The sequence below is a fragment of the Brevibacterium picturae genome, assembly GCF_900105045.1.
GTDB lineage: Bacteria > Actinomycetota > Actinomycetes > Actinomycetales > Brevibacteriaceae > Brevibacterium > Brevibacterium picturae.
Window position 1 is genome coordinate 3852445 of record NZ_LT629739.1, and the last position, 18356, is coordinate 3870800.

The 18356-nt window shown below is 63.5% G+C and carries 12 protein-coding genes; 6 read left to right on the forward strand and 6 right to left on the reverse strand.

Annotation, left to right across the window (positions count from 1 at the left end):
• Positions 1–229: 229 nt before the first annotated feature.
• Both BLT92_RS17510 and BLT92_RS17515 read right to left on the reverse strand, forming a co-directional pair.
• The gene (locus BLT92_RS17510; RefSeq protein ID WP_092107673.1) at positions 230–2440 is read right to left on the reverse strand and encodes a HelD family protein; all 2211 of its coding nucleotides are present in this window, start codon (positions 2438–2440) and stop codon (positions 230–232) included.
• A gap of 86 nt (positions 2441–2526) precedes the next feature.
• Positions 2527–3318 (reverse strand): spermidine synthase, encoded by a 792-nt coding sequence (locus BLT92_RS17515; RefSeq protein ID WP_092107675.1) that lies wholly within the window; start codon positions 3316–3318, stop codon positions 2527–2529.
• A gap of 164 nt (positions 3319–3482) precedes the next feature.
• On the opposite strand from BLT92_RS17515, the gene BLT92_RS17520 reads away from it, so the two are divergent.
• Together BLT92_RS17520 and BLT92_RS17525 are read left to right on the forward strand one after the other, a co-directional pair.
• Positions 3483–4670 carry a DUF4192 family protein gene (locus BLT92_RS17520; RefSeq protein ID WP_092107677.1) on the forward strand — a complete coding sequence of 396 codons (1188 nt, stop codon included), beginning with the start codon at positions 3483–3485 and terminating at the stop codon, positions 4668–4670.
• A 186-nt stretch (positions 4671–4856) separates the two neighbouring features.
• Complete coding sequence (locus BLT92_RS17525) at positions 4857–6242, forward strand: RNA polymerase sigma factor (protein WP_231938899.1); 1386 nt, start codon at positions 4857–4859, stop codon at positions 6240–6242.
• A 201-nt stretch (positions 6243–6443) separates the two neighbouring features.
• Here BLT92_RS17525 and BLT92_RS17530 read toward each other — a convergent pair whose 3' ends face one another.
• Entirely contained in the window at positions 6444–7268 is an 825-nt protein-coding gene (locus BLT92_RS17530; protein ID WP_092107681.1) for an N-acetylmuramoyl-L-alanine amidase, read from the reverse strand.
• A gap of 128 nt (positions 7269–7396) precedes the next feature.
• Here BLT92_RS17530 and BLT92_RS17535 point away from each other — a divergent pair, with 128 nt between their 5' ends.
• Complete coding sequence (locus BLT92_RS17535; protein ID WP_092107683.1) at positions 7397–9508, forward strand: DNA gyrase/topoisomerase IV subunit B; 2112 nt, start codon at positions 7397–7399, stop codon at positions 9506–9508.
• Between the two features lie 85 nt (positions 9509–9593).
• Here BLT92_RS17535 and BLT92_RS17540 read toward each other — a convergent pair whose 3' ends face one another.
• Both BLT92_RS17540 and BLT92_RS17545 read right to left on the reverse strand, forming a co-directional pair.
• Positions 9594–10487, reverse strand: coding sequence for a M56 family metallopeptidase (locus BLT92_RS17540; protein WP_092107685.1), 894 nt, complete (start codon positions 10485–10487; stop codon positions 9594–9596).
• A gap of 18 nt (positions 10488–10505) precedes the next feature.
• Entirely contained in the window at positions 10506–10868 is a 363-nt protein-coding gene (locus tag BLT92_RS17545; RefSeq protein ID WP_092107686.1) for a BlaI/MecI/CopY family transcriptional regulator, read from the reverse strand.
• A gap of 325 nt (positions 10869–11193) precedes the next feature.
• Between BLT92_RS17545 and BLT92_RS17550 the strand changes: the two genes are divergently transcribed.
• From BLT92_RS17550 to cydC, 3 genes are read left to right on the forward strand one after another with little or no spacing between them, the layout of a single operon-like run.
• On the forward strand, positions 11194–12759 hold the full coding sequence (locus BLT92_RS17550) for a cytochrome ubiquinol oxidase subunit I (protein WP_092109569.1): 1566 nt from the start codon (positions 11194–11196) through the stop codon (positions 12757–12759).
• A 12-nt stretch (positions 12760–12771) separates the two neighbouring features.
• Complete coding sequence (cydB, locus tag BLT92_RS17555) at positions 12772–13794, forward strand: cytochrome d ubiquinol oxidase subunit II (protein WP_092107688.1); 1023 nt, start codon at positions 12772–12774, stop codon at positions 13792–13794.
• Positions 13791–17264 carry a thiol reductant ABC exporter subunit CydC gene (cydC, locus tag BLT92_RS17560; RefSeq protein WP_092107690.1) on the forward strand — a complete coding sequence of 1158 codons (3474 nt, stop codon included), beginning with the start codon at positions 13791–13793 and terminating at the stop codon, positions 17262–17264. Before cydB ends, cydC begins: the two co-directional genes overlap by 4 nt.
• Here the strand turns inward: cydC and sepH are convergent.
• Complete coding sequence (gene sepH, locus BLT92_RS17565) at positions 17239–18336, reverse strand: septation protein SepH (protein WP_092107692.1); 1098 nt, start codon at positions 18334–18336, stop codon at positions 17239–17241. The two genes, cydC and sepH, sit on opposite strands and share 26 nt — an antisense overlap.
• Positions 18337–18356 lie beyond the last annotated feature (20 nt).

The following is an 18356-nucleotide window of genomic DNA, read 5'->3' on the forward strand; positions in this document are numbered from 1 at the left end:
GGAGTAGTCCAGCACACCGATTCTTGTGTAACATTGACAGTGCGCGCTTCGGCGCGCGGCCGCTTGCGGTTCGGAGGGGAAGCCGAACCGTCAAGCGGCCTTTTACTGTCCTCGCCCGGGCAGACGAGTCCGCGCAGAGTCAAGCACAGGGCGCATCGGAGATGACTCCGATGCGCCCTGTGCTCTGCGTCCGTTCAGATGTGGCGAACGTGCGGGTGGCCGCGCTGATTCAGCCGGCGATGAGCTCTGACAGCTCGGTCGGCGCAGCGGCCAGGATCCGCAGCCGATCTGTCGTTCGAGTCAGCGACACGTAGAGCGCGCCGACCCCATCCTCGTGATTCGCCGGTGCGATCAGTCCGGGTTCGACGATGACGACGGAATCGAATTCGAGTCCCTTCGCCTGCTGCGGAGTGATGACTGCGATCTGATGGTCGAGGCCGGTGACCGAACGGCCGATGTCGAAGCCGACGAGCACCTCGGCGACGGAATCGATGAGGTCGACGGGCGCGATCACGGCGATCTTGCCGCCACCCACGGATTCGACCTCGTCCCGCACGGTGGGAACAAGGGCATTGATCGCCTCCTGCGCCGAGGTGAACGATTCCATCCGCGGGTCGGGGCCGCCCTGCCGGACGGATTCGACGAGTTCGAGCTGCGAGAAATGACGATGCAGATAACGGTTGGCCAGATCCATCACCGACTGCGGCGTTCGGTAGGAGACTGTCAGCACCTGGAGGGCGTAGCGATCTCCGACGAATTCGGACAGAATCGAATGCCAGGTCCTGGTGTTGTCCACATGCGAGGACTGGGCCAGGTCTCCCACCACGGTCGCGGACTTCGAGGGGACCCGGCGGAAGAGCACACGCCACTGCATGGGGGAGAGCTCCTGAGCCTCGTCGACGACGAGATGGCCGTAGGTCCACTCGCGGTCGTCAAGCGCTCTCTCCGCCAGCGTGATCGTCGGACCTTCCTCCTCCCACCTGGCGGCCAGGGTCTCCGCGTCGATGAGGGACGAGGTGTCCGTCATCTCGAGGACGGCTTCGGCGTACTCCCGAGCGGACTCGTCCCGCGCTTCGGACTGCTGCGGACTGCTGCCGAGCAGCTCCGCGAGCTCGTCGAGGAGAGGGACGTCGGAAATAGTGAGTTCGGCATTGGCCGGGCGGAGCAGCATTTCCTGGTCCGCGGGTGAGAGCAGGTGTCCGGCAGCGGCCTGCAGTTTGTGGGGTTTGGTCAGCAGCGCACGCAGCGCCGCAGCGGGACTGATCGGGAACCAGGCGAGGTTGAGAGCGCGACGCACATCCACGCTTGAGCGCAGCTCCTCCATCAGCTCCGGCAGTCTTTCCCCAGCACCGTCGAGGCCCATCTCCCGTGCCAGATCTTCCGCGAGGGTCTTGAGCAGTCCGGAGACGAACCCGTTCCGGGCAGTGTTGTGAGCATCTCCGCCGCGACGTGCTCGATCGCGCGCTCCACGCACGTCGCGACGGCGCAGCCAGATGGTGTGCGAGCCGACACGCAGCTCTACGTCCTGGTCCGGGACCCGCTCGTAGTTGGCGATGTGGTTCTTCAGCACCGCCGCCATCTCCGTCCGACCCTTGATCACCGCCACGTCGGAGTCGTCACTGATCTCGGTGTCGAGCCCGGGGTAGAGCTGTCCGGGCGTGAGCAGAAGCGCACCGGTCTCGCCGAGGCTGGGCAGAACCTTCTCGATGTACTTGAGGAACACGGGGGAGGGCCCGACGAGCAGCACACCTGATTTGGCGATGCGCTCCCGGTGGCGATAGAGGAGGAAGGCCGCGCGGTGGAGCGCCACCGCCGTCTTTCCTGTGCCCGGTCCGCCTTGGACCACGAGCACGCCCTGGAGCGGCTGGCGGATGATGGCATCCTGCTCGGCTTGGATGGTCGCGACGATATCGCCCATCCGACCGGTGCGGTGGTTGGTCAGGGCCGCGATCAGCGCGCCCTCGCCCTGCAGATTCGACCGCTGCGCATCGTCGAGAGCTTCGATGTCGAGCACATCGTCCTCGAGGTCTGTGACAGTGCGGTTCTTCGTCACCAGATGTCGACGCCGCACGACTCCCGCCGGGCTGGCAGCAGTCGACTGATAGAACCGCTCCGAGGCCGGTGCCCGCCAGTCGATGAGGATCTGCTGACGGTCGGCATCGGTGAGTCCGATCCGTCCGATGTAGCTGGGCTCCGCGTCTGAATTGAAGTCGAGCCGGCCGAAGCACAGGCCGTCTTCGGCACTGTTGAGCCGTATCAGCTGGTCCTCATACAGAGTCGCGAACGCATCCCGCTCACTTCGGTGCTGATGATTGCCGCCGACTTCGGAGATCCTCACCGTGCTCAGGCGGGCCGTTGCCTCATCCCGCAATTCGTCGAGTCGTGCATAGAGCTCGTCAAGCTTGACCTGCTCGACGCGTATTTCTGAAGTCTCGGTCATCTCACCTTCCCAATCGGCATTCCATTATGCCGAACTTTTCTCACCGGGAGTAGTCGGAAGCACTGATTCATGCCTGGTGTGTTCCGTCACAGGCCCAATCGCGATTTCAGATCCTGCCCCGTGAGGAACGTCGCCATCGTCGCCGCAGTGCGCAGGCTCCTGTCGAGTTCGGGAATACGCAGTGGGGAATTGGCGGCGATGACGACCACGTTTCCGCGTCTGCGACCCTTGATGATTCCCGGCTCGGCCGCCGCAGCGACATGGTCGAAGGCGGAGCCCAACAGTTCAAGCTCGGCCCTGAGGACGCGGTGGTCGCCGGCATCGGGGACGTTGGCGATGTAGACACCCGAGTCTTTGAGGATGCGCGCACAGGTGGTGAAGAATTCCGACGTCTGCAGGGCCGGAGGCACAGAGTCGTGATCGAAGGCGTCACGGACGAGAACGTCGAGGGCGTCGGGACGGAACTTCTCGGCTTCGACAGCGCCGTCTCCGGCGCGCAGAGCTAGCCCGGGGGAGCGGGGCAGGTCGAACCAGGTGCGTGAGTAGTCGAGGAGAACCGGATCGATGTCGATCGCCGTCTGCTTCGAACCCGGGCGCCCAGCATGGAGGGCCCTGGCGAGTGCGCATCCGGCGGCCCCGATGTGGACCGCGCGCAGCGGACCGGGCGCGAACTGAACGTCGATGATTCGCGACATCCAATCCAGATACTCGAAGTCCAGACGCATCGGCTCGCTCAGAGTGATCGACGAGGACGGCACTCCATTGACATGGAGGACGTAACTGTCGGCCCCACCGTCGACCTTCTCCAAACGCGCGGTTCCGGTCGAGATCTCGACGACTTGTGAGCCGGGTGCTGTGTAAATCCGTCGTTTCGCCACCCCTCACTTGTATGCCAGATGCGCCGCGGTGGCAATTCTGCGCGACTTCGCGTGGGGATGTCGGCTGGCACTCGTGTGCATTCGGGCTGTGGACGCTTCCGTCGTTTCCACATGCGCAATCTTCGCTCTGGTCAATCCGGCGGGGGAGGAGCTGAAGTGATGCCATGCAGACCACAGCGAAGACAGCAGAAGACATCATCGGCATCGTGCCCCATACTCTCGGCTACATTCCACGTGAGAGCCTGGTGGCCGTCATCGTGGGAACAGACGAGCACGGCGCCCAGACATGCGCCACGACGCTGCGGGTCGACTTCGACCTGGAGACCGCTGCCCACATCGTGGCCGAGGGCGGTCGATGGTACAGCGACCTCATCGCCGGAGCGTGCGCCGCGACGGGAGTGTTCCTCGTCCTCTACGACTCGGAATACCAGCTCGGCATCTCGGACGCGCTCCTGCCTGCGGTTGATGAACCCGACGACGAATACCCACGAGTCCACAGAGAACTCATCCGAGCAGCGATCGACGAGATCGCGCTGTCGCTGGCAGACCGAGGCATCGACACGCTGAGTGCGTGGTGGGTCAGTGAGGAGCGATTCGGCCGCATCGACGAGGATGCACAGATCAGCACCGTGATCGAAGCCGCCTCAACCTCAGCATGTGCAACCGAACTGGTCGCGGCAGGATCCTCTCCGGCCGCGTCACCGGAGGAGCTCGTGGTCAGGCCCGTATCGGCGGCCGATTTCACGACCAGCCGCAATGGCCACAGCGATTCCTGGCTGACCATCGCCGAGGCCTTTGACATCCTTGCCGAGTGCTACCCGCGGCTCGTCCGGCTTCGGGAGGGTGAGGACGACATCGACCGGGCTGCCATCTCAGAGTTGATGACGCTGCAGACGGTCATGGCGATCGACGCCGTCCTGTGTGAGAAATGGTCCAGGGACGCGCTCGAGATGATTCTCAGTTTCGACCATCCGAATTTCGCGCCCACCGACATCGAGAAGTGCCGCCCCGGTCAGCTCCTCCTGCGCGCGCGGAAGTTCGCGAAGTCACCGCGGGCCGCGCAGCTCATGGTGGGACTGTCTCCCACTGCGCCTCGCCCCCGCGATGTTCAACTGGGCATCGAGTTCCTCAAGACCTACATACCATTGGGGCACCCCGATGTCCGCTCCACCGCATATGCGGTGGTTGCATGGTTCGAATGGTCACTGGGAGGATCGACGATGGCAGAACATTATGCGCAGGCCGGGCTTGATCTCGACGCTGACAATTCGATGGCGACTCTGATCCTGGACGCGGTGGAACAGGGGTATCTTCCCCGATGGCTGATGTCCGCGCGTCGCGGCCCCGGATGAGGTCTATGATGGTGTGGCGCCTCTCAACGAAGTGATCGGCGCAGTCCCGAGTCGCCGTCCGGGAGCCAATTCGCCAAGCCGGGAATATCGTGCGAAAATTGGGTGTTGACCCTGTCATAGCATCATGGGCGGACTATGTGTTCCCCTCGGGCCCGAACCTTGGACCTCTTGACATGGGTCTTAGTAATGTCCTGGTGCATTCGAGAAGTTTCAACGCTCGCGAAAGGTGAACACGTGCCGAGAGTCGATAAGGAATCCACGACGGTGACGGAGAAGTCGGAGGGAACGGCCGCCAAGACCTCCACCGCAGGATCCAAGACCACTGCGGCGACGAAGGGAGCCAAGAAGACGACGGCCGAAAAAGCCGCTCCGACGAAGTCGACGGCCGCCAAGGTGGCGAAGACCACCGGGGCGAAGAAGACGACGGCGAAGTCGGCCGCGGCCACAGGGACGAAGAAGAAGTCCGACGACGTGCTCGAGACGAGCGAACCAGTCGAGCCCGCAACAGACGCCCTCGGCACTGAGCAGAGTCCGGCCGAGGCGACCGAGACAAAGAACTCCGAGGAGAAGGAGAAGAACGCGGCCGTCACGGAGGCGGGCGGCTTCATCGTCTCCGACGCCGACGAGGAAGATGCTCCTGCACAGCAGGTCATCTCTGCGGGGGCCACCGCTGACCCCGTCAAGGACTACCTCAAGCAGATCGGCAAAGTCGCACTGCTGAATGCGGCCGAAGAGGTCGATCTGGCCAAACGCATCGAAGCCGGAATGTACGCCGAGCACCTGCTCGACACCGGTGACATCTCCGAACCGCGTGAGTCCATGGACTACAAGTGGATCATCCACGACGGTCGAATCGCGAAGAACCACCTCCTCGAGGCGAACCTGCGCCTCGTCGTCTCGCTGGCCAAGCGCTATACCGGTCGCGGCATGCTCTTCCTTGACCTCATCCAGGAAGGCAACCTGGGTCTCATCCGTGCAGTCGAGAAGTTCGACTACACGAAGGGCTTCAAATTCTCGACCTATGCCACGTGGTGGATCCGCCAGGCCATCACCCGTGCCATGGCCGATCAGGCTCGCACCATCCGCATCCCGGTGCACATGGTCGAGGTCATCAACAAGCTTGCTCGAGTCCAGCGCCAGATGCTGCAGGACCTCGGACGCGAGCCCGCTCCGGAAGAGCTCGCCAAGGAACTCGACATGACTCCGGAGCGTGTCGTCGAAGTCCAGAAGTACGGGCGCGAACCCATCTCCCTGCACACGCCGCTCGGCGAAGACGGCGACTCGGAATTCGGTGACCTCATCGAAGATTCCGAAGCAGTCGTGCCATCGGACTCGGTCAGTTTCACTCTTCTGCAGGAACAGCTGCACTCGGTCCTCGACACCCTGTCGGAACGCGAAGCCGGTGTCGTGTCGATGCGCTTCGGGCTCAACGACGGCCAGCCGAAGACCCTGGATGAGATCGGCAAGGTCTACGGAGTCACACGTGAACGCATCCGCCAGATAGAGTCGAAGACCATGGCGAAGCTGCGGCACCCTTCGCGTTCACAGGTTCTGCGGGACTATCTGGACTGAGGAATCTGCCGATTAAGGCTGATCCCTGCTGTGGCATGAGCCCGGTGACCATGATCGCCTGCGGTCGCGAACTCTCGCGACCGCAGGCGATCATGGTCATTGCAGCATCTCAGCCGGTTGAACCGGTTCGGAGCCGTTCGGCCCCGGGATAGCGAGCCCTGGGACGGCAGGCCCTGGGACAGCCCGCTCTGGGCAGTCGGCTCAGTACCAGTCGACGATGCCCTGCATCAATGCGTCGGCGTACTTCTGCTGACCGGATTCCGATTCCATGGTCTTGGCCTCACCGGGATTGCGCATCTCACCGCATTCGACGATGACGGCAGGCACCGAAGCATTGTTGAGTCCGGCCAGATCGGGACGGCGACTGATCGCATTCTTCCCATATGCCGTATTGGGTGTGAAGGAATCGGCCATGGAGTTGCTCATCTCATCGGCGAGACGGTTCGAGTCGTCTTCGACCGCGTCCGAGCTGCCCGGCTCAGCAACGATGACATGAAATCCCTTGGCCTGAGCGGATTCGCTGCCGTTGGCGTGAATGCTGACCATGAGATCGGCGTCGTCGGCAAAGGTGCCGCGTTCATCGACGCAGGGGCCCACCCCTGTGTTGTCATCGCGACTCATGACCACCTCGGCGCCGGCGTCGTCGAGCTCCTGCTCCAGCTTCTGGGCGACTGCCCAGTTGAAATCCGTCTCGGGATAGTCGGAGTTCGTTGAAGTTCCCGTGGTGTTGCACGCTTTGGTGCCGCCGCGCCCATCCGGGACCTGGCGGTTGATCTCCTTCGGGTGTGAGGCGTTGCCTCCGTTGTGGCCAGGGTCGATGGCCACGGTCCGGCCGCTGAGGTCGATGCCGGGCTTCGTCGTCGCGGTGTTCCGCGGGTCAGGGCTGGTCGGACTCGACATCGCCTCGGGCGCCATAGGTGTGGACGTGTCGGGTGTCGACGGGGAGTTCGCACCGCACCCGGTGAGACCCGGAAGTGCGAGTGTCGCGCAGAGGACGGGGACCAGGACGCTGTGACGAGGAGACATAATGCCATTGTTCCAGCAATAATGCCGTGAACCGGGAGGTTTCGGCCGAATCGAAGCGAGACACGGCACGCAATGTCAGAGTCAGGGCAGGTCGAGGGATTAGAATTTAATCGAACGAGAGGAAACGTGTGGAAGAGGAAAGTTACGGCGCCAGGCACCTGTCCGTGCTGTCGGGGCTCGAAGCGGTTCGTAAACGTCCGGGCATGTACATCGGGACCACTGATTCCCGAGGGCTGATGCACTGTCTGTGGGAGGTCATCGACAATGCCGTCGACGAGGCTCTGGGCGGCTTCGGCACGTCGATCCTCATCGAACTCGAACCCGACGGCTCGGTGGCCGTCTCTGACAGCGGCCGCGGCATCCCGGTGGACATTGAGCCGAAGACGGGGCTGACCGGCGTCGAGGTGGTCCTGACCAAGCTTCATGCCGGTGGCAAGTTCGGCGGCAGCTCCTATGCCGCGTCCGGCGGACTGCACGGAGTCGGCGCCTCGGTCGTCAATGCACTCTCCGCTCGGCTCGATGTCGAAGTCACACGTGGATCGAAAGTCCACAAGATGTCCTTCCACCGAGGCGTGCCGGGGCGCTTCGACGACTCCTCCGGCAAGCCCGGCCCCGACAACCCGTTCGAGGAATTCCACGAGCCGACGGGACTCGACATTGTCCGCAAGGCGAAGAGGGGAGTCACGGGCACCCGTGTCCAGTACTGGGCCGACCCGCAGATCTTCCTGTCCAAGGCCCAGTTCGACTATCAGCATCTCGTCGAACGCGCACGGCAGACCGCGTTCCTGGTTCCCGGACTTGAGCTGCGGATCGAAGACCGGCGGGGAGCGGCCCGTGACGAGACCGGAGAGGTCATCCCTGAGCGCGTCGAGGTCTTCCGTTTCGACGGCGGCATCACCGAATTCGTCGACCATCTGTCGATCGACCCGCCGATGACGGATACGTGGCGTCTGCAGAACTCTGGGAAGTTCACCGAAACCGTCCCGGTGCTCGACTCCTCGGGTCATCTGGTCTCGAAAGAGGTCGAGCGCGAGGTCGGCGTTGACATCGCCCTGCGTTGGGGGACCGGCTACGACACGAAGGTCAAGTCCTTCGTCAACGTTGTGTCCACACCGCACGGCGGAACCCACCTGGCCGGCTTCGAGCAGGCCAGCCTGAAAGCGATGCGCAAGGCCGTTGAAGCCAACGCCCGCAAACTCAAGTTGGGCAAGGACAAGCTCGAGAAGGACGACGTGCTGGCCGGTCTGACCGCTGTGGTGACGGTGCAATTGGCCGAGCCCCAGTTCGAAGGACAGACCAAAGAGGTCCTGGGTACGGCCGCAGTCAAGCAGATTGTGGCGAAGACGGTCGAGAAGCAGCTGGGTGACATCCTGTCTTCGACCAAACGCGCAGAGAAGCAGCAAGCAGCCGTCCTCATGGAGAAGGTCGTTGCAGAACTCAAATCCCGTATTTCGGCCCGCACCCACAAAGAGAACCAGCGTCGCAAGACGGCTCTTGAAGCATCGTCCCTGCCGGCCAAACTCTACGACTGCCGTGACAACGGGGTGGAGGACACAGAGCTGTTCATCGTCGAGGGCGATTCCGCAATGGGTACGGCCAAAGCTGCGCGCAACTCCGACCATCAGGCGCTGTTTCCGATCCGCGGCAAGATCCTCAACGTGCAGAAGGCGTCGTTGTCGGACATGTTGGCCAATGTCGAATGCGCTGCACTGATCCAAGTCATCGGGGCCGGCTCCGGACGTAGCTTCGACATGGACGCGGCTCGTTATGGGCGTGTCATCATCATGACCGATGCAGACGTTGATGGTGCCCACATCCGTACCCTGCTGCTGACTCTCTTCTTCCGCTACATGAAGCCGTTGGTCGAGCAGGGCCGGGTGTTCGCGGCCGTGCCGCCCCTGCACCGTGTGGAAGTCGTCACGAAGCGGGGAACGCCGAACGACGTCGTCTACACCTACTCCGAGGCCGAGCTGCACACGCTGCTGAAGAAGCTGGAGAAGTCGAAGAAGACGTACAAGGAGCCCATTCAGCGGTATAAGGGGCTCGGCGAGATGGACGCCGACCAATTGGCGGAGACGACGATGGATCCCAGCATGCGCACCCTGCGCCGGGTCACGATGGCCGACGCCGAGGCGGCAGAGAACACCTTCGAACTGCTGATGGGGTCTTCTGTCGGTCCGCGAAAGGAATTCATCGTCTCGGGAGCCGCTGTTCTCGACGCCGAGCGCATCGACAGCTGAGGCGGAGCACTCCGCAGACGCTGCATTCCTGTAAGGCAGAACCAGGCGTGTTCCGGCGGGACAGAACCAGGCGTGTTCCGGTGGGTCAGAACGCCGACGCCACGGGGGCGAACAGGAGCAGGCTGGGCACGAGCAGCAGGCCCAGTGCAATGAGGGTTGAGGTCACGCGCACTGGCACCCGAGCAGGACTCAGGGGCCGTGAGAGACGGTCGATCCGTTGGGCAGAGAGTTCGCTGCGATGATCAGGGCTGATGTCTGCCGCTGCGCGCACCGCCTGCGCCAGAATCGCCGGGTCGACCTGTTCTCGCGTCTGATCGTCGGCCATGAGCTCGATCAGGCCGTTGACGGAGTTGAGGCCGATCGCTGTTGCTGAGAAGAACGGCAGGGCGCGGTGCCACGCGGCGAAGGGGATCACGAGGACGTCGTGGCGGAAATCGAGATGGGCTCTCTCATGGCCGATGACAGCAGTGCGTTCGTCCTCACTGAGAACTTCCAGCAGGCCCGTTGAGAGTACCGCAGTGCCTTTGCGCGGCCCCTGCGGCAGGCAATAGGCCACAGCCTCGTCGGTTGTGATGATCCGTGTATCCGAGTAGGTCGCGGACGGTTCGCTGAGCAGATGCAGGATCTCGTCATGGCGAATGCGGGTTCTGCGAGCGGAATAGAAGGTCAGTGCCAGACACCCGAGCAGCCGTCCGATGAGTGCGACTGCGATGATGAGGAAGATCCAGGCGAAGACGGTGAGCTGAGCGTGCGACTGGCCTCTGGCCAGCTGCCAGAGGCCCTCAGGCAGGCTGTTCGAGGCCGGAGCCACAGCGAATGCCAGGGCTGTGCCGATGAGGGAGAGGCCACCGGAGAGGCCGACGGCCTGCCACAGAATGACCTCCGAGATGGGGTCTCCCCGAAACCGGGAGAGCAGGGCAGGAACCGGCCAGGCCAAGAGGAATGCAAGTACAGCGAGGACGGATCCCACGATGCTCATGCTCGGGAATTACCTGCTTCAGGAGTTGGTCGAGTGATTGCGTCCCAGCATATTGCGCAGAGCCTTCGTATCGGCTTCCGACACGGTACCGAGGAATCGGGCAAGAACGGCCTGGCGATCCGGTGCTTGTGACAGGACTTCCGTCATCAGCTCTGCGACGTGGTCTTCGCGCGTTGAGACCGCGAGGTAGCGGTGCGGGCGGATGCTGCGATCGCGAGTGACGAAGCCCTTCTTCTCCAGCCGGGTGAGGACCGTGTGGATGGTGGTCAGGGCCAGGTCGCGTGCCGCCAGTACATCGCGGAGCTCGGCCGCACTCAACCCGTCATCATGTACCCAGATGGCGTCCATGACGCTGCGTTCGAGTTCGCCCAGTGTTCCCACGGTGTCCTTGTCCTTCGACGAAATAATTCTTCTTTCCTCATCATTCTAACTCTACAAGCTGTCGAATTCCATGTGAGATCGACCGGAGTCGGCGTCGCCGCGGCTGCCGAGGCCCTATGTGCATAACTCGGTCCCGCGTGGGCCATTTCGGTGAGGTGCCGCGTGCGCCCATTTTGGCGGAGTAGGGTGAGCGCAAACGGGCAAGGGCGCGCGTTCTGGGACAGCGGATCTTGGTTGGCGAAACTTTGCCGCACGCGTTTCTACCCGGTGTAGAATTCTACGTGTTGTAGAAATTAGGTCTTCCACGAACGGAGTACCCATGGACCTGGATCCGGTTCTCATCGGGCGCTGGCAATTCGGCATCACCACCGTCTATCACTTCTGGATGGTCCCGCTCACCCTTGGCCTCGGGATGCTCGTCGCGATTCTGCAGACGATGTATCACCGCACGGGCAACGAGATGTACCTGCGCAGCACCAAGTTCTTCGGGAAGCTTTTCCTCATCAACTTCATCATGGGCGTGGCGACCGGCCTGGTCCAGGAGTTCCAATTCGGTATGGCCTGGAGTGAGTACTCCCGTTTCGTCGGGGATGTCTTCGGCGCACCCCTGGCGCTGGAGGCCCTGCTCGCGTTCTTCCTCGAGTCCACCTTCCTAGGGCTCTGGATCTTCGGCTGGGGCAGACTCCCGCGTGCAGTTCACCTGGGCAGCCTGTGGTGCGCCGTGATCGGGTCATGGATCTCCGCCTATTTCATCATCGTCGCGAACTCGTGGATGCAGCATCCGGTCGGTGTCGAAATGGTCGACGGCAGACCGGTGATGACCGATGTCTGGGCGGTGCTGACAAACAACACGGCGATCGCTGCCTACACGCACGCTCTGTGCGGTGCGCTGGCCGTCGGCGGTGCCTTCCTGGTCGGAATCTCCTGGTATCACCTGTACCGCCGACGCAAGGACGGCATCGACACCATCGGTCCGGATGGAAAGGTCGTCGTCGGTTCCGCACCCGATGTGCCCGGCAGGGATGCCCTTGACCACCAGGTATGGATCCGGTCTCTGCGCATCGGTGCGATCGTCGGTATCGTCGCCTTTGCCGGTGTGGCGATCACCGGTGACGTCCAGTCCAAGCTCATGTTCGAACAGCAGCCGATGAAGATGGCCTCGGCCGAGGCCGCCTGCCACGACGGCACCGAATTTTCGGTGCTCACGATCGGAGATCCCTCGTCCAACGACTGCGACGGGGTGGAGAACGTGTTCGAGATCCCGGGGCTGCTCTCCTTCCTCGCCAATGGTGACTTCAACACTCCGGTCCACGGTGTGACGACTCTGCTTCCTGACTACCAGGAGAAGTACGGCACCCATCTGCCCGAGGACGAACGCTACGGCCAGCACTCCGGCGAGAAAATCGACTACCAGCCCATCATGATCGTCACCTACTGGGGCTTTCGGCTCATGATCGGATTCGGCATGATCGCAGCGGGAGTCAGCGCCCTGGCGCTGTGGCTGACCCGCAAGGGCACCGTGCCCGCCTCGGCCTGGCTGATGCGCGGGGCGCTCCTGTCCATCACCGCACCATTCATCGCGAACTCCGCCGGCTGGATCTTCACGGAGATGGGACGTCAGCCGTTCGTGGTCGCGCCGAATCCCGCACGGCAGGACGGGGTGTACATGTTCACTCAGGCGGCGCTCTCGCCCGAACTCACCCCGGGAATGCTCCTGTTCTCACTGATCAGCCTCACCCTCGTCTACGGCGTACTCATGGTCGTCGAACTGCGGCTGCTCATCGTCTACATCAGGGGAGGGGTCGCCTCGGCGATGCCCGAGGTCACGAAGACCAACCACACCCCGCGGATCACGAACGACGAAGACGACGTTCTGTCGTTCGCGTACTGAGGAGGAGACACGATGGAAACACTCGCTGCGATCTGGTTCGTCCTCATCATCGTGCTATGGATGGGGTACCTGTTCCTCGACGGCTTCGACCTCGGAGTCGGGATGCTCATGCCGGTGCTGAGTCGGACCGAACGGCAGAAACGGGTGCTGCTCAACACGATCGGACCGACATGGGACGGCAACGAAGTGTGGCTGATCACCGCCGCTGGTGCGACCTTCGCCGCCTTCCCGCACTGGTACGCCTCCCTGTTCAGCGCTCTCTACATCCCACTGACGCTGTGCCTGTTGGCTTTGATCTTCCGGGCCGTCGCCATCGAATATCGCGGCAAGGGGCACAGCGCGGCGTGGAAGTCCTTCTGGACGTGGGCGATGGCCGTGGGCTCGACCGGCATCGCATTCTTCATCGGTGCCCTGCTCGCCATCACCTCGACCGGACTGCCTCTCAACGAGCATGGTGACCTCGTCGGCGGAGCTTTCGCGTGGTTCGGCTGGCCCGCCGTCTACGGTGGCCTGGGCGGGATCGGCTTCGCGTTCGTCCACGGCCTGATCTTCCTGGGGCTGAAGACCCAGGGCGATATGCGGGAGAAGGCTCAGCTGTGGGCGCGGAGGCTGATGCTGCCCTGCTCGATCGGCTTCCTCGTCTGGTTCGGCCTCTCCATCACCGAACGCACGTGGCTCGTGGCAGTCGTCGTCGTTTCGGTGATCGCGCTCCTGGCGGCATACTTCGCCGTGCGTGCGGGCTCGGAGAAGGCGGCGTTCGTCCTGCACGGCATCTACCTCGTGTCCGGGCTCTTCGCCGTGTTCGCCGGTGCCTACCCCAACGTGCTGCCGTCGACCCTGGATGCGGCGAACTCACTGACCATCGCCTCGGCGTCGTCATCGGATTACACCCTCACGGTGATGTTGGTCGCGACAGTGATCTTCCTGCCGATCATCATCGGGTACCAGATCTTCAGCTATCGGATGTTCCTGGGCCGGATCGCGGAGACGCACATTCCCGAAGCACACCGTGTTCCGGTGGCGATCCGGTCATGAAGTCACTGCTTCAGATCCTGTTCGACCTGCCGGGCGGCCAACGCGGATTCTTCCTCTCCCTGTTCAGCGCCCTGGCTCGCGCCGTCGGCATCGTGCTCATCGCCGAGGCCCTGGTGCGATCGATCGTCGGCGCGGGCCCCGTGGCGGTTTGGGCGGTGTTGGGGCTTCTCGGGGCGGCGCTGCGAGGAGCGAATCTGTGGGCCGACCACAGTCTGGGGACCTCCCTGGCCGCCGTCAACAAGCAGAGGCTGAGGTTCTCGATTCTCAGGTCCCTGCTCACCGGGTGCGGCCAGCCGCGCATGAATACGGCAGTGACCGTCACACGCGGCGTCGACGACCTCGACGATTACTTCACGACCGTGGTGCCTGCACTGAGCGCGGCGGCAGTGGTCCCCGTGACGCTGCTTGTCCGCATCGTGTTCACCGATGTCCTCTCAGCGGTCATCATCGTCCTGTGCCTGCCGTTGGTTCCGGTCTTCATGATCCTCATCGGTCGATTCACGAAGGACTCGACGGTTGCGAGCAGCACTGCGCTCGAGCGTCTCTCCGATCATCTGGCCGAGTTGGCCGAGGGGCTGCCCGTGCTCATCGGCCTCGGACGATCCAGAGATCACGCGCGTCGACTGCGCGCCCTGGGCGAAAAGTACCACAGCGCGAACCTGGCAACCCTGCGCATCGCATTCCTCTCCAGCCTTGCTCTCGAACTCATCGCCACGATCTCCGTGGCTCTGGTCGCCGTTGTCATCGGCCTGCGACTCGTCTACGGAACCATGGATCTGAGCTCCGGTCTCTTCGTTCTGCTGCTGGCACCGGAGTGCTTCATCCCGCTGCGCGAACTCGGCTCCGGCTACCACGCCAGCGAGAATGGTCGCGAGGCACAGGATCGCGCACATGCGCTGATCGCCAGCACCGACACCGCGGCGCAGGACGGGGCCGACCGCGATGATGCTGCCGGAGACGAGCACCATGTGATCTACCCGAACCGGACGATGATCGAGTGGACCGGTGACGTCCCGGTCACACCTGGCATCACCGCGGTCCGTGGCGCCTCGGGCGCAGGCAAATCCACGATCCTGGCGGCCCTGACCGGAAATCTCCCTACCGGGGCCAGAACCACAATGACCCCGCGTCGGGTCGCATTCGTGCCACAGGCTCCCCGCATCTTCGGTGCGACGATCGGAACCGAACTCGGCGTCTACGGTCTCCCGCGCTCACTACAGGGGGCGGCTCTGCGCAATGCCCGCCTGCCCGAGGACGTGACGCTGTCGACGTCTGCATTGAGTCCTGGCCAGCTTCGTCGGCTCGCCTTCGTCCGGGTGCTGCACCTGATCGAGGACGACGCCGAAGCGCTCGTGCTCGACGAACCGACCGCTCACCTCGATGATGAGAACGCGGAGATCATCATCGGCATGATCGCTGAGGCGGCAGCGCGCGTCCGTGTCGTCCTGGCCAGCCATGATGACCGCGTCTCCGCACTCGCCGCCGAGGAGATCGTCCCACGCAAGTCCACTTCCTCCGCGAATGCCGCGCGTGCTGCGAATGCTGCGAGTGCCGATTCCGTCACGAGCGCCGATTCCGCCGCGAGTGCCGCAGCGTCGGTGCAGGCACGCGGGCAGGGCACCGAGTCGCAGAAACATAGTGCGGCAGCGGCCGCCGTCCCAGCCATGCCCGCCGTCCCAGCGATGACTACTGACCCAGCCATGTCCGCTGACTCGGCTGCTGGTACCGGGTCACAGGTCGCGGACAGGGTGGCCGAGGTCCGTGGCTCGTCCGCGAAGGGGAAGCTGTCAACGCTTCGCCGTCGGTGGTCGCTCCTGCGCTCGAGCATGCCGCTGCTGACTCCGAACATGATCATCGCTCTGCTCTCGTCCTGCGCCTCGAGCCTGGCCGCGATCGCACTGACCGCAGTCTCGGCCTGGCTCATCGTCGAGGCCTCCTACCAGCCTCCCATCATGATCCTCATGGTCGCCATCGTCGGTGTGCGGTTCTTCGGACTGAGCCGATCGGTCCTGCTCTATCTCAGTCGACTCAAACTGCACTCGGCGATCTTCGCCTCGTTGGCCAGGCTGCGCTCTCGTCTTTGGGAGCACTTCGAAGCGGTCGGCGTGGGGGACCGGAAGCTGCTGACCTCTGACGCCGCACTGCGCACCATGGTCTCCGATGCCGATGATGTGCGCGACTTGATTCCGCGGACCCTGTTCCCCCCGGTCGCCTCGGCGCTGGTCTTCCTAGCTGTGCTCATCGCCACCTGGGCGTTCGACCCGACCTCGCTGCCGTTGTTCCTGGTCCTCGGCACTCTCAACCTGGTCCTGCTGCCGGCGATAGTCATCAGGAGTGAAAGCGGGCTTGCCGCCCGCGTCCGAACCGTCCGCAACCGGATACTGTCAGTCCTGGCACGCGCACTGAATGCCAAAACGGACCTGCGAGCGAATCGTGCAGACAATACGGTTCTCACGGTCCTCAGCCGCGCGGAGCGGGAACTGCAGTTGGCTCAGCGTCGTTCCTCACAGAACTTCGGGGCCGCTCAACTCTGGCTGCAGCTGAGCACGGTGGCCACTGCGGTGCTCATTGCGATGACCTCCTCGGCCCCGACGGAAATTCTGGCCGTCGTCGTCCTCATGGCGCTGGGTTCGGCAGACGTCTTCTCACAGTCGCTGCTGGCATTCCGTGCGCTGCCCAGCCTCGGGGTCGTCCTCGACCGTCTCCCGGAGCTGTCACCCGCCCGGTCGGGCTCCGCGGCCAAGCGCCGCAGTCACGAGGACTCAGCTGCCGACGCGCTCGACGCGAGTGCGTTCACAGCGCTCGAGCTCGAAGGCATGAGTGTCGGGTGGGACGCCGGGCCCGTCGTCGAGGATGTCGATCTGCGTGCTCAGAGAGGCCGGTGGACCGTCCTGCACGGCGAGAGCGGCGCGGGCAAGTCGACGACGCTGAGTGTGCTGCTGCGTTTCCTCGACCCATGGTCAGGCACCTACCGAGCCGAGGACGATGCGGGCCGCGAGACGGATGTGCTCGGTTTGGCACCGGCGGAGCTCGCCGGACGAATCGCGTGGTGTCCGCAGGAGGCGCATGTCTTCCGGTCGACGGTGAGGGGCAATCTGGCGATCGCGCGCAGAGACACACCCACCACCGAGGAGATGTGTGCGGCATTGGCCAGCGCGGGCTTGGGCGAATGGGCCGATCCGGTCGGCTTGGAACTCTGGGTCGGCGATCATGGAGCAGACATCTCGGGTGGACAGCGTCAGCGATTGGCCGTGGCCAGGACTCTCCTGAGTGGAGCGGACGTGATCGTGCTCGACGAACCGACGGCACACCTCGACGATGAGATGGCGCACGGGTTGGTGGCCGACCTGCGGCGGAGCCTTGACTCACACACCGTTGTGATGGTCACTCATGATCGCAGCCTGATCGCTGACGGCGACCAACTAGTCGAGCTGGGAAGTGAGCTCAGTCGCGCTTCGAGCCGAACATGATCTCGTCCCAGCTGGGGATCGATGCGCGGCTGTTCTTCTTCGCCTTCGCCTTCGACTCTGTGTCCTTGAGCTGAGTCGATTCCTCGCTGGTACCAGACTCTTCTTCGCTGACACCAGGTTCATTGAGCAGGGAAAGCTGCTGGTCTTCGTCGAATCTGCCGACCTCCTGGGTCGGCTCCTGCGGCTCGTCCGGATCGACCCCCGATGAAGGATCTTCGAAGGCGAAGACCTCGTCATCGGTGGCATCTGTCGGCCGTCCGGGAGCTGTGTGCGCGCCCTGCGGGTGAGTCTCCGGATCCTCGGTGACCGCACGGAGCCGACCACGCGGTTCATCCTCCTCGCCATGACGGCGTCGTTTGCGCAGATTCTCCAGGATTCGTCCTGTCTCTGCCTGGTGATCGCGAGCGGCGGGAGAAGGGTCAGTCGGAGCCGGTGGAGTCGGAGGCGTATCGATCTCCTCGGTGTTCTTCTGACGTTCGGCGCCGGTTCCGTAGTTCGGGATGGGTCCGGTGTCGGTCGGTCCCGAATCGGCCAGCCACTTCGCTTCGTCGTCGATGGGAGTCAGAGACCGGCGATAGTAGTTCCATCCGGCCGTGCGGGTCCGATCAGCGGCGGTGAAGCTGAGCTGGATGTACCAGTTGCCGTCCTGCTGCTTCCACGCATCCCAATCCATCGTTTCGATGTCGACGTCGCGCATGGCCAGACGAGACTGGCACAGTTCGACCAGAGGAGTCGGGTCGCCGTTGGGGTCATGATCGGAATAGATCGGATGCTGACTGGCCCTGTACGCCGTGTGCGCGCGTTCGGCGAGTGCCGGACGCTCATAGGTGCGGACCTGCTCGATATCGGCACCCGTCGAGGAGATGACCTCCTCAGCGCTCATCCCGCCGCGGATCATCGCCTGGATGTCACGGGGACGAACGGGGGTGTCCGGTTTGGCCGTGGTGCGGTCCTTGCGGACAGCAGCGGAGAGAGCTTCGTCGAGAGCCAATCGATACTGCAGCCCGTTCTCGTCGTTCAGCAGCAGATGAGTGCCGTCGGCGTCGACTCCGTTCAAGATCAGTTCACGCATGCCTTAAGCTCCTTTATCGC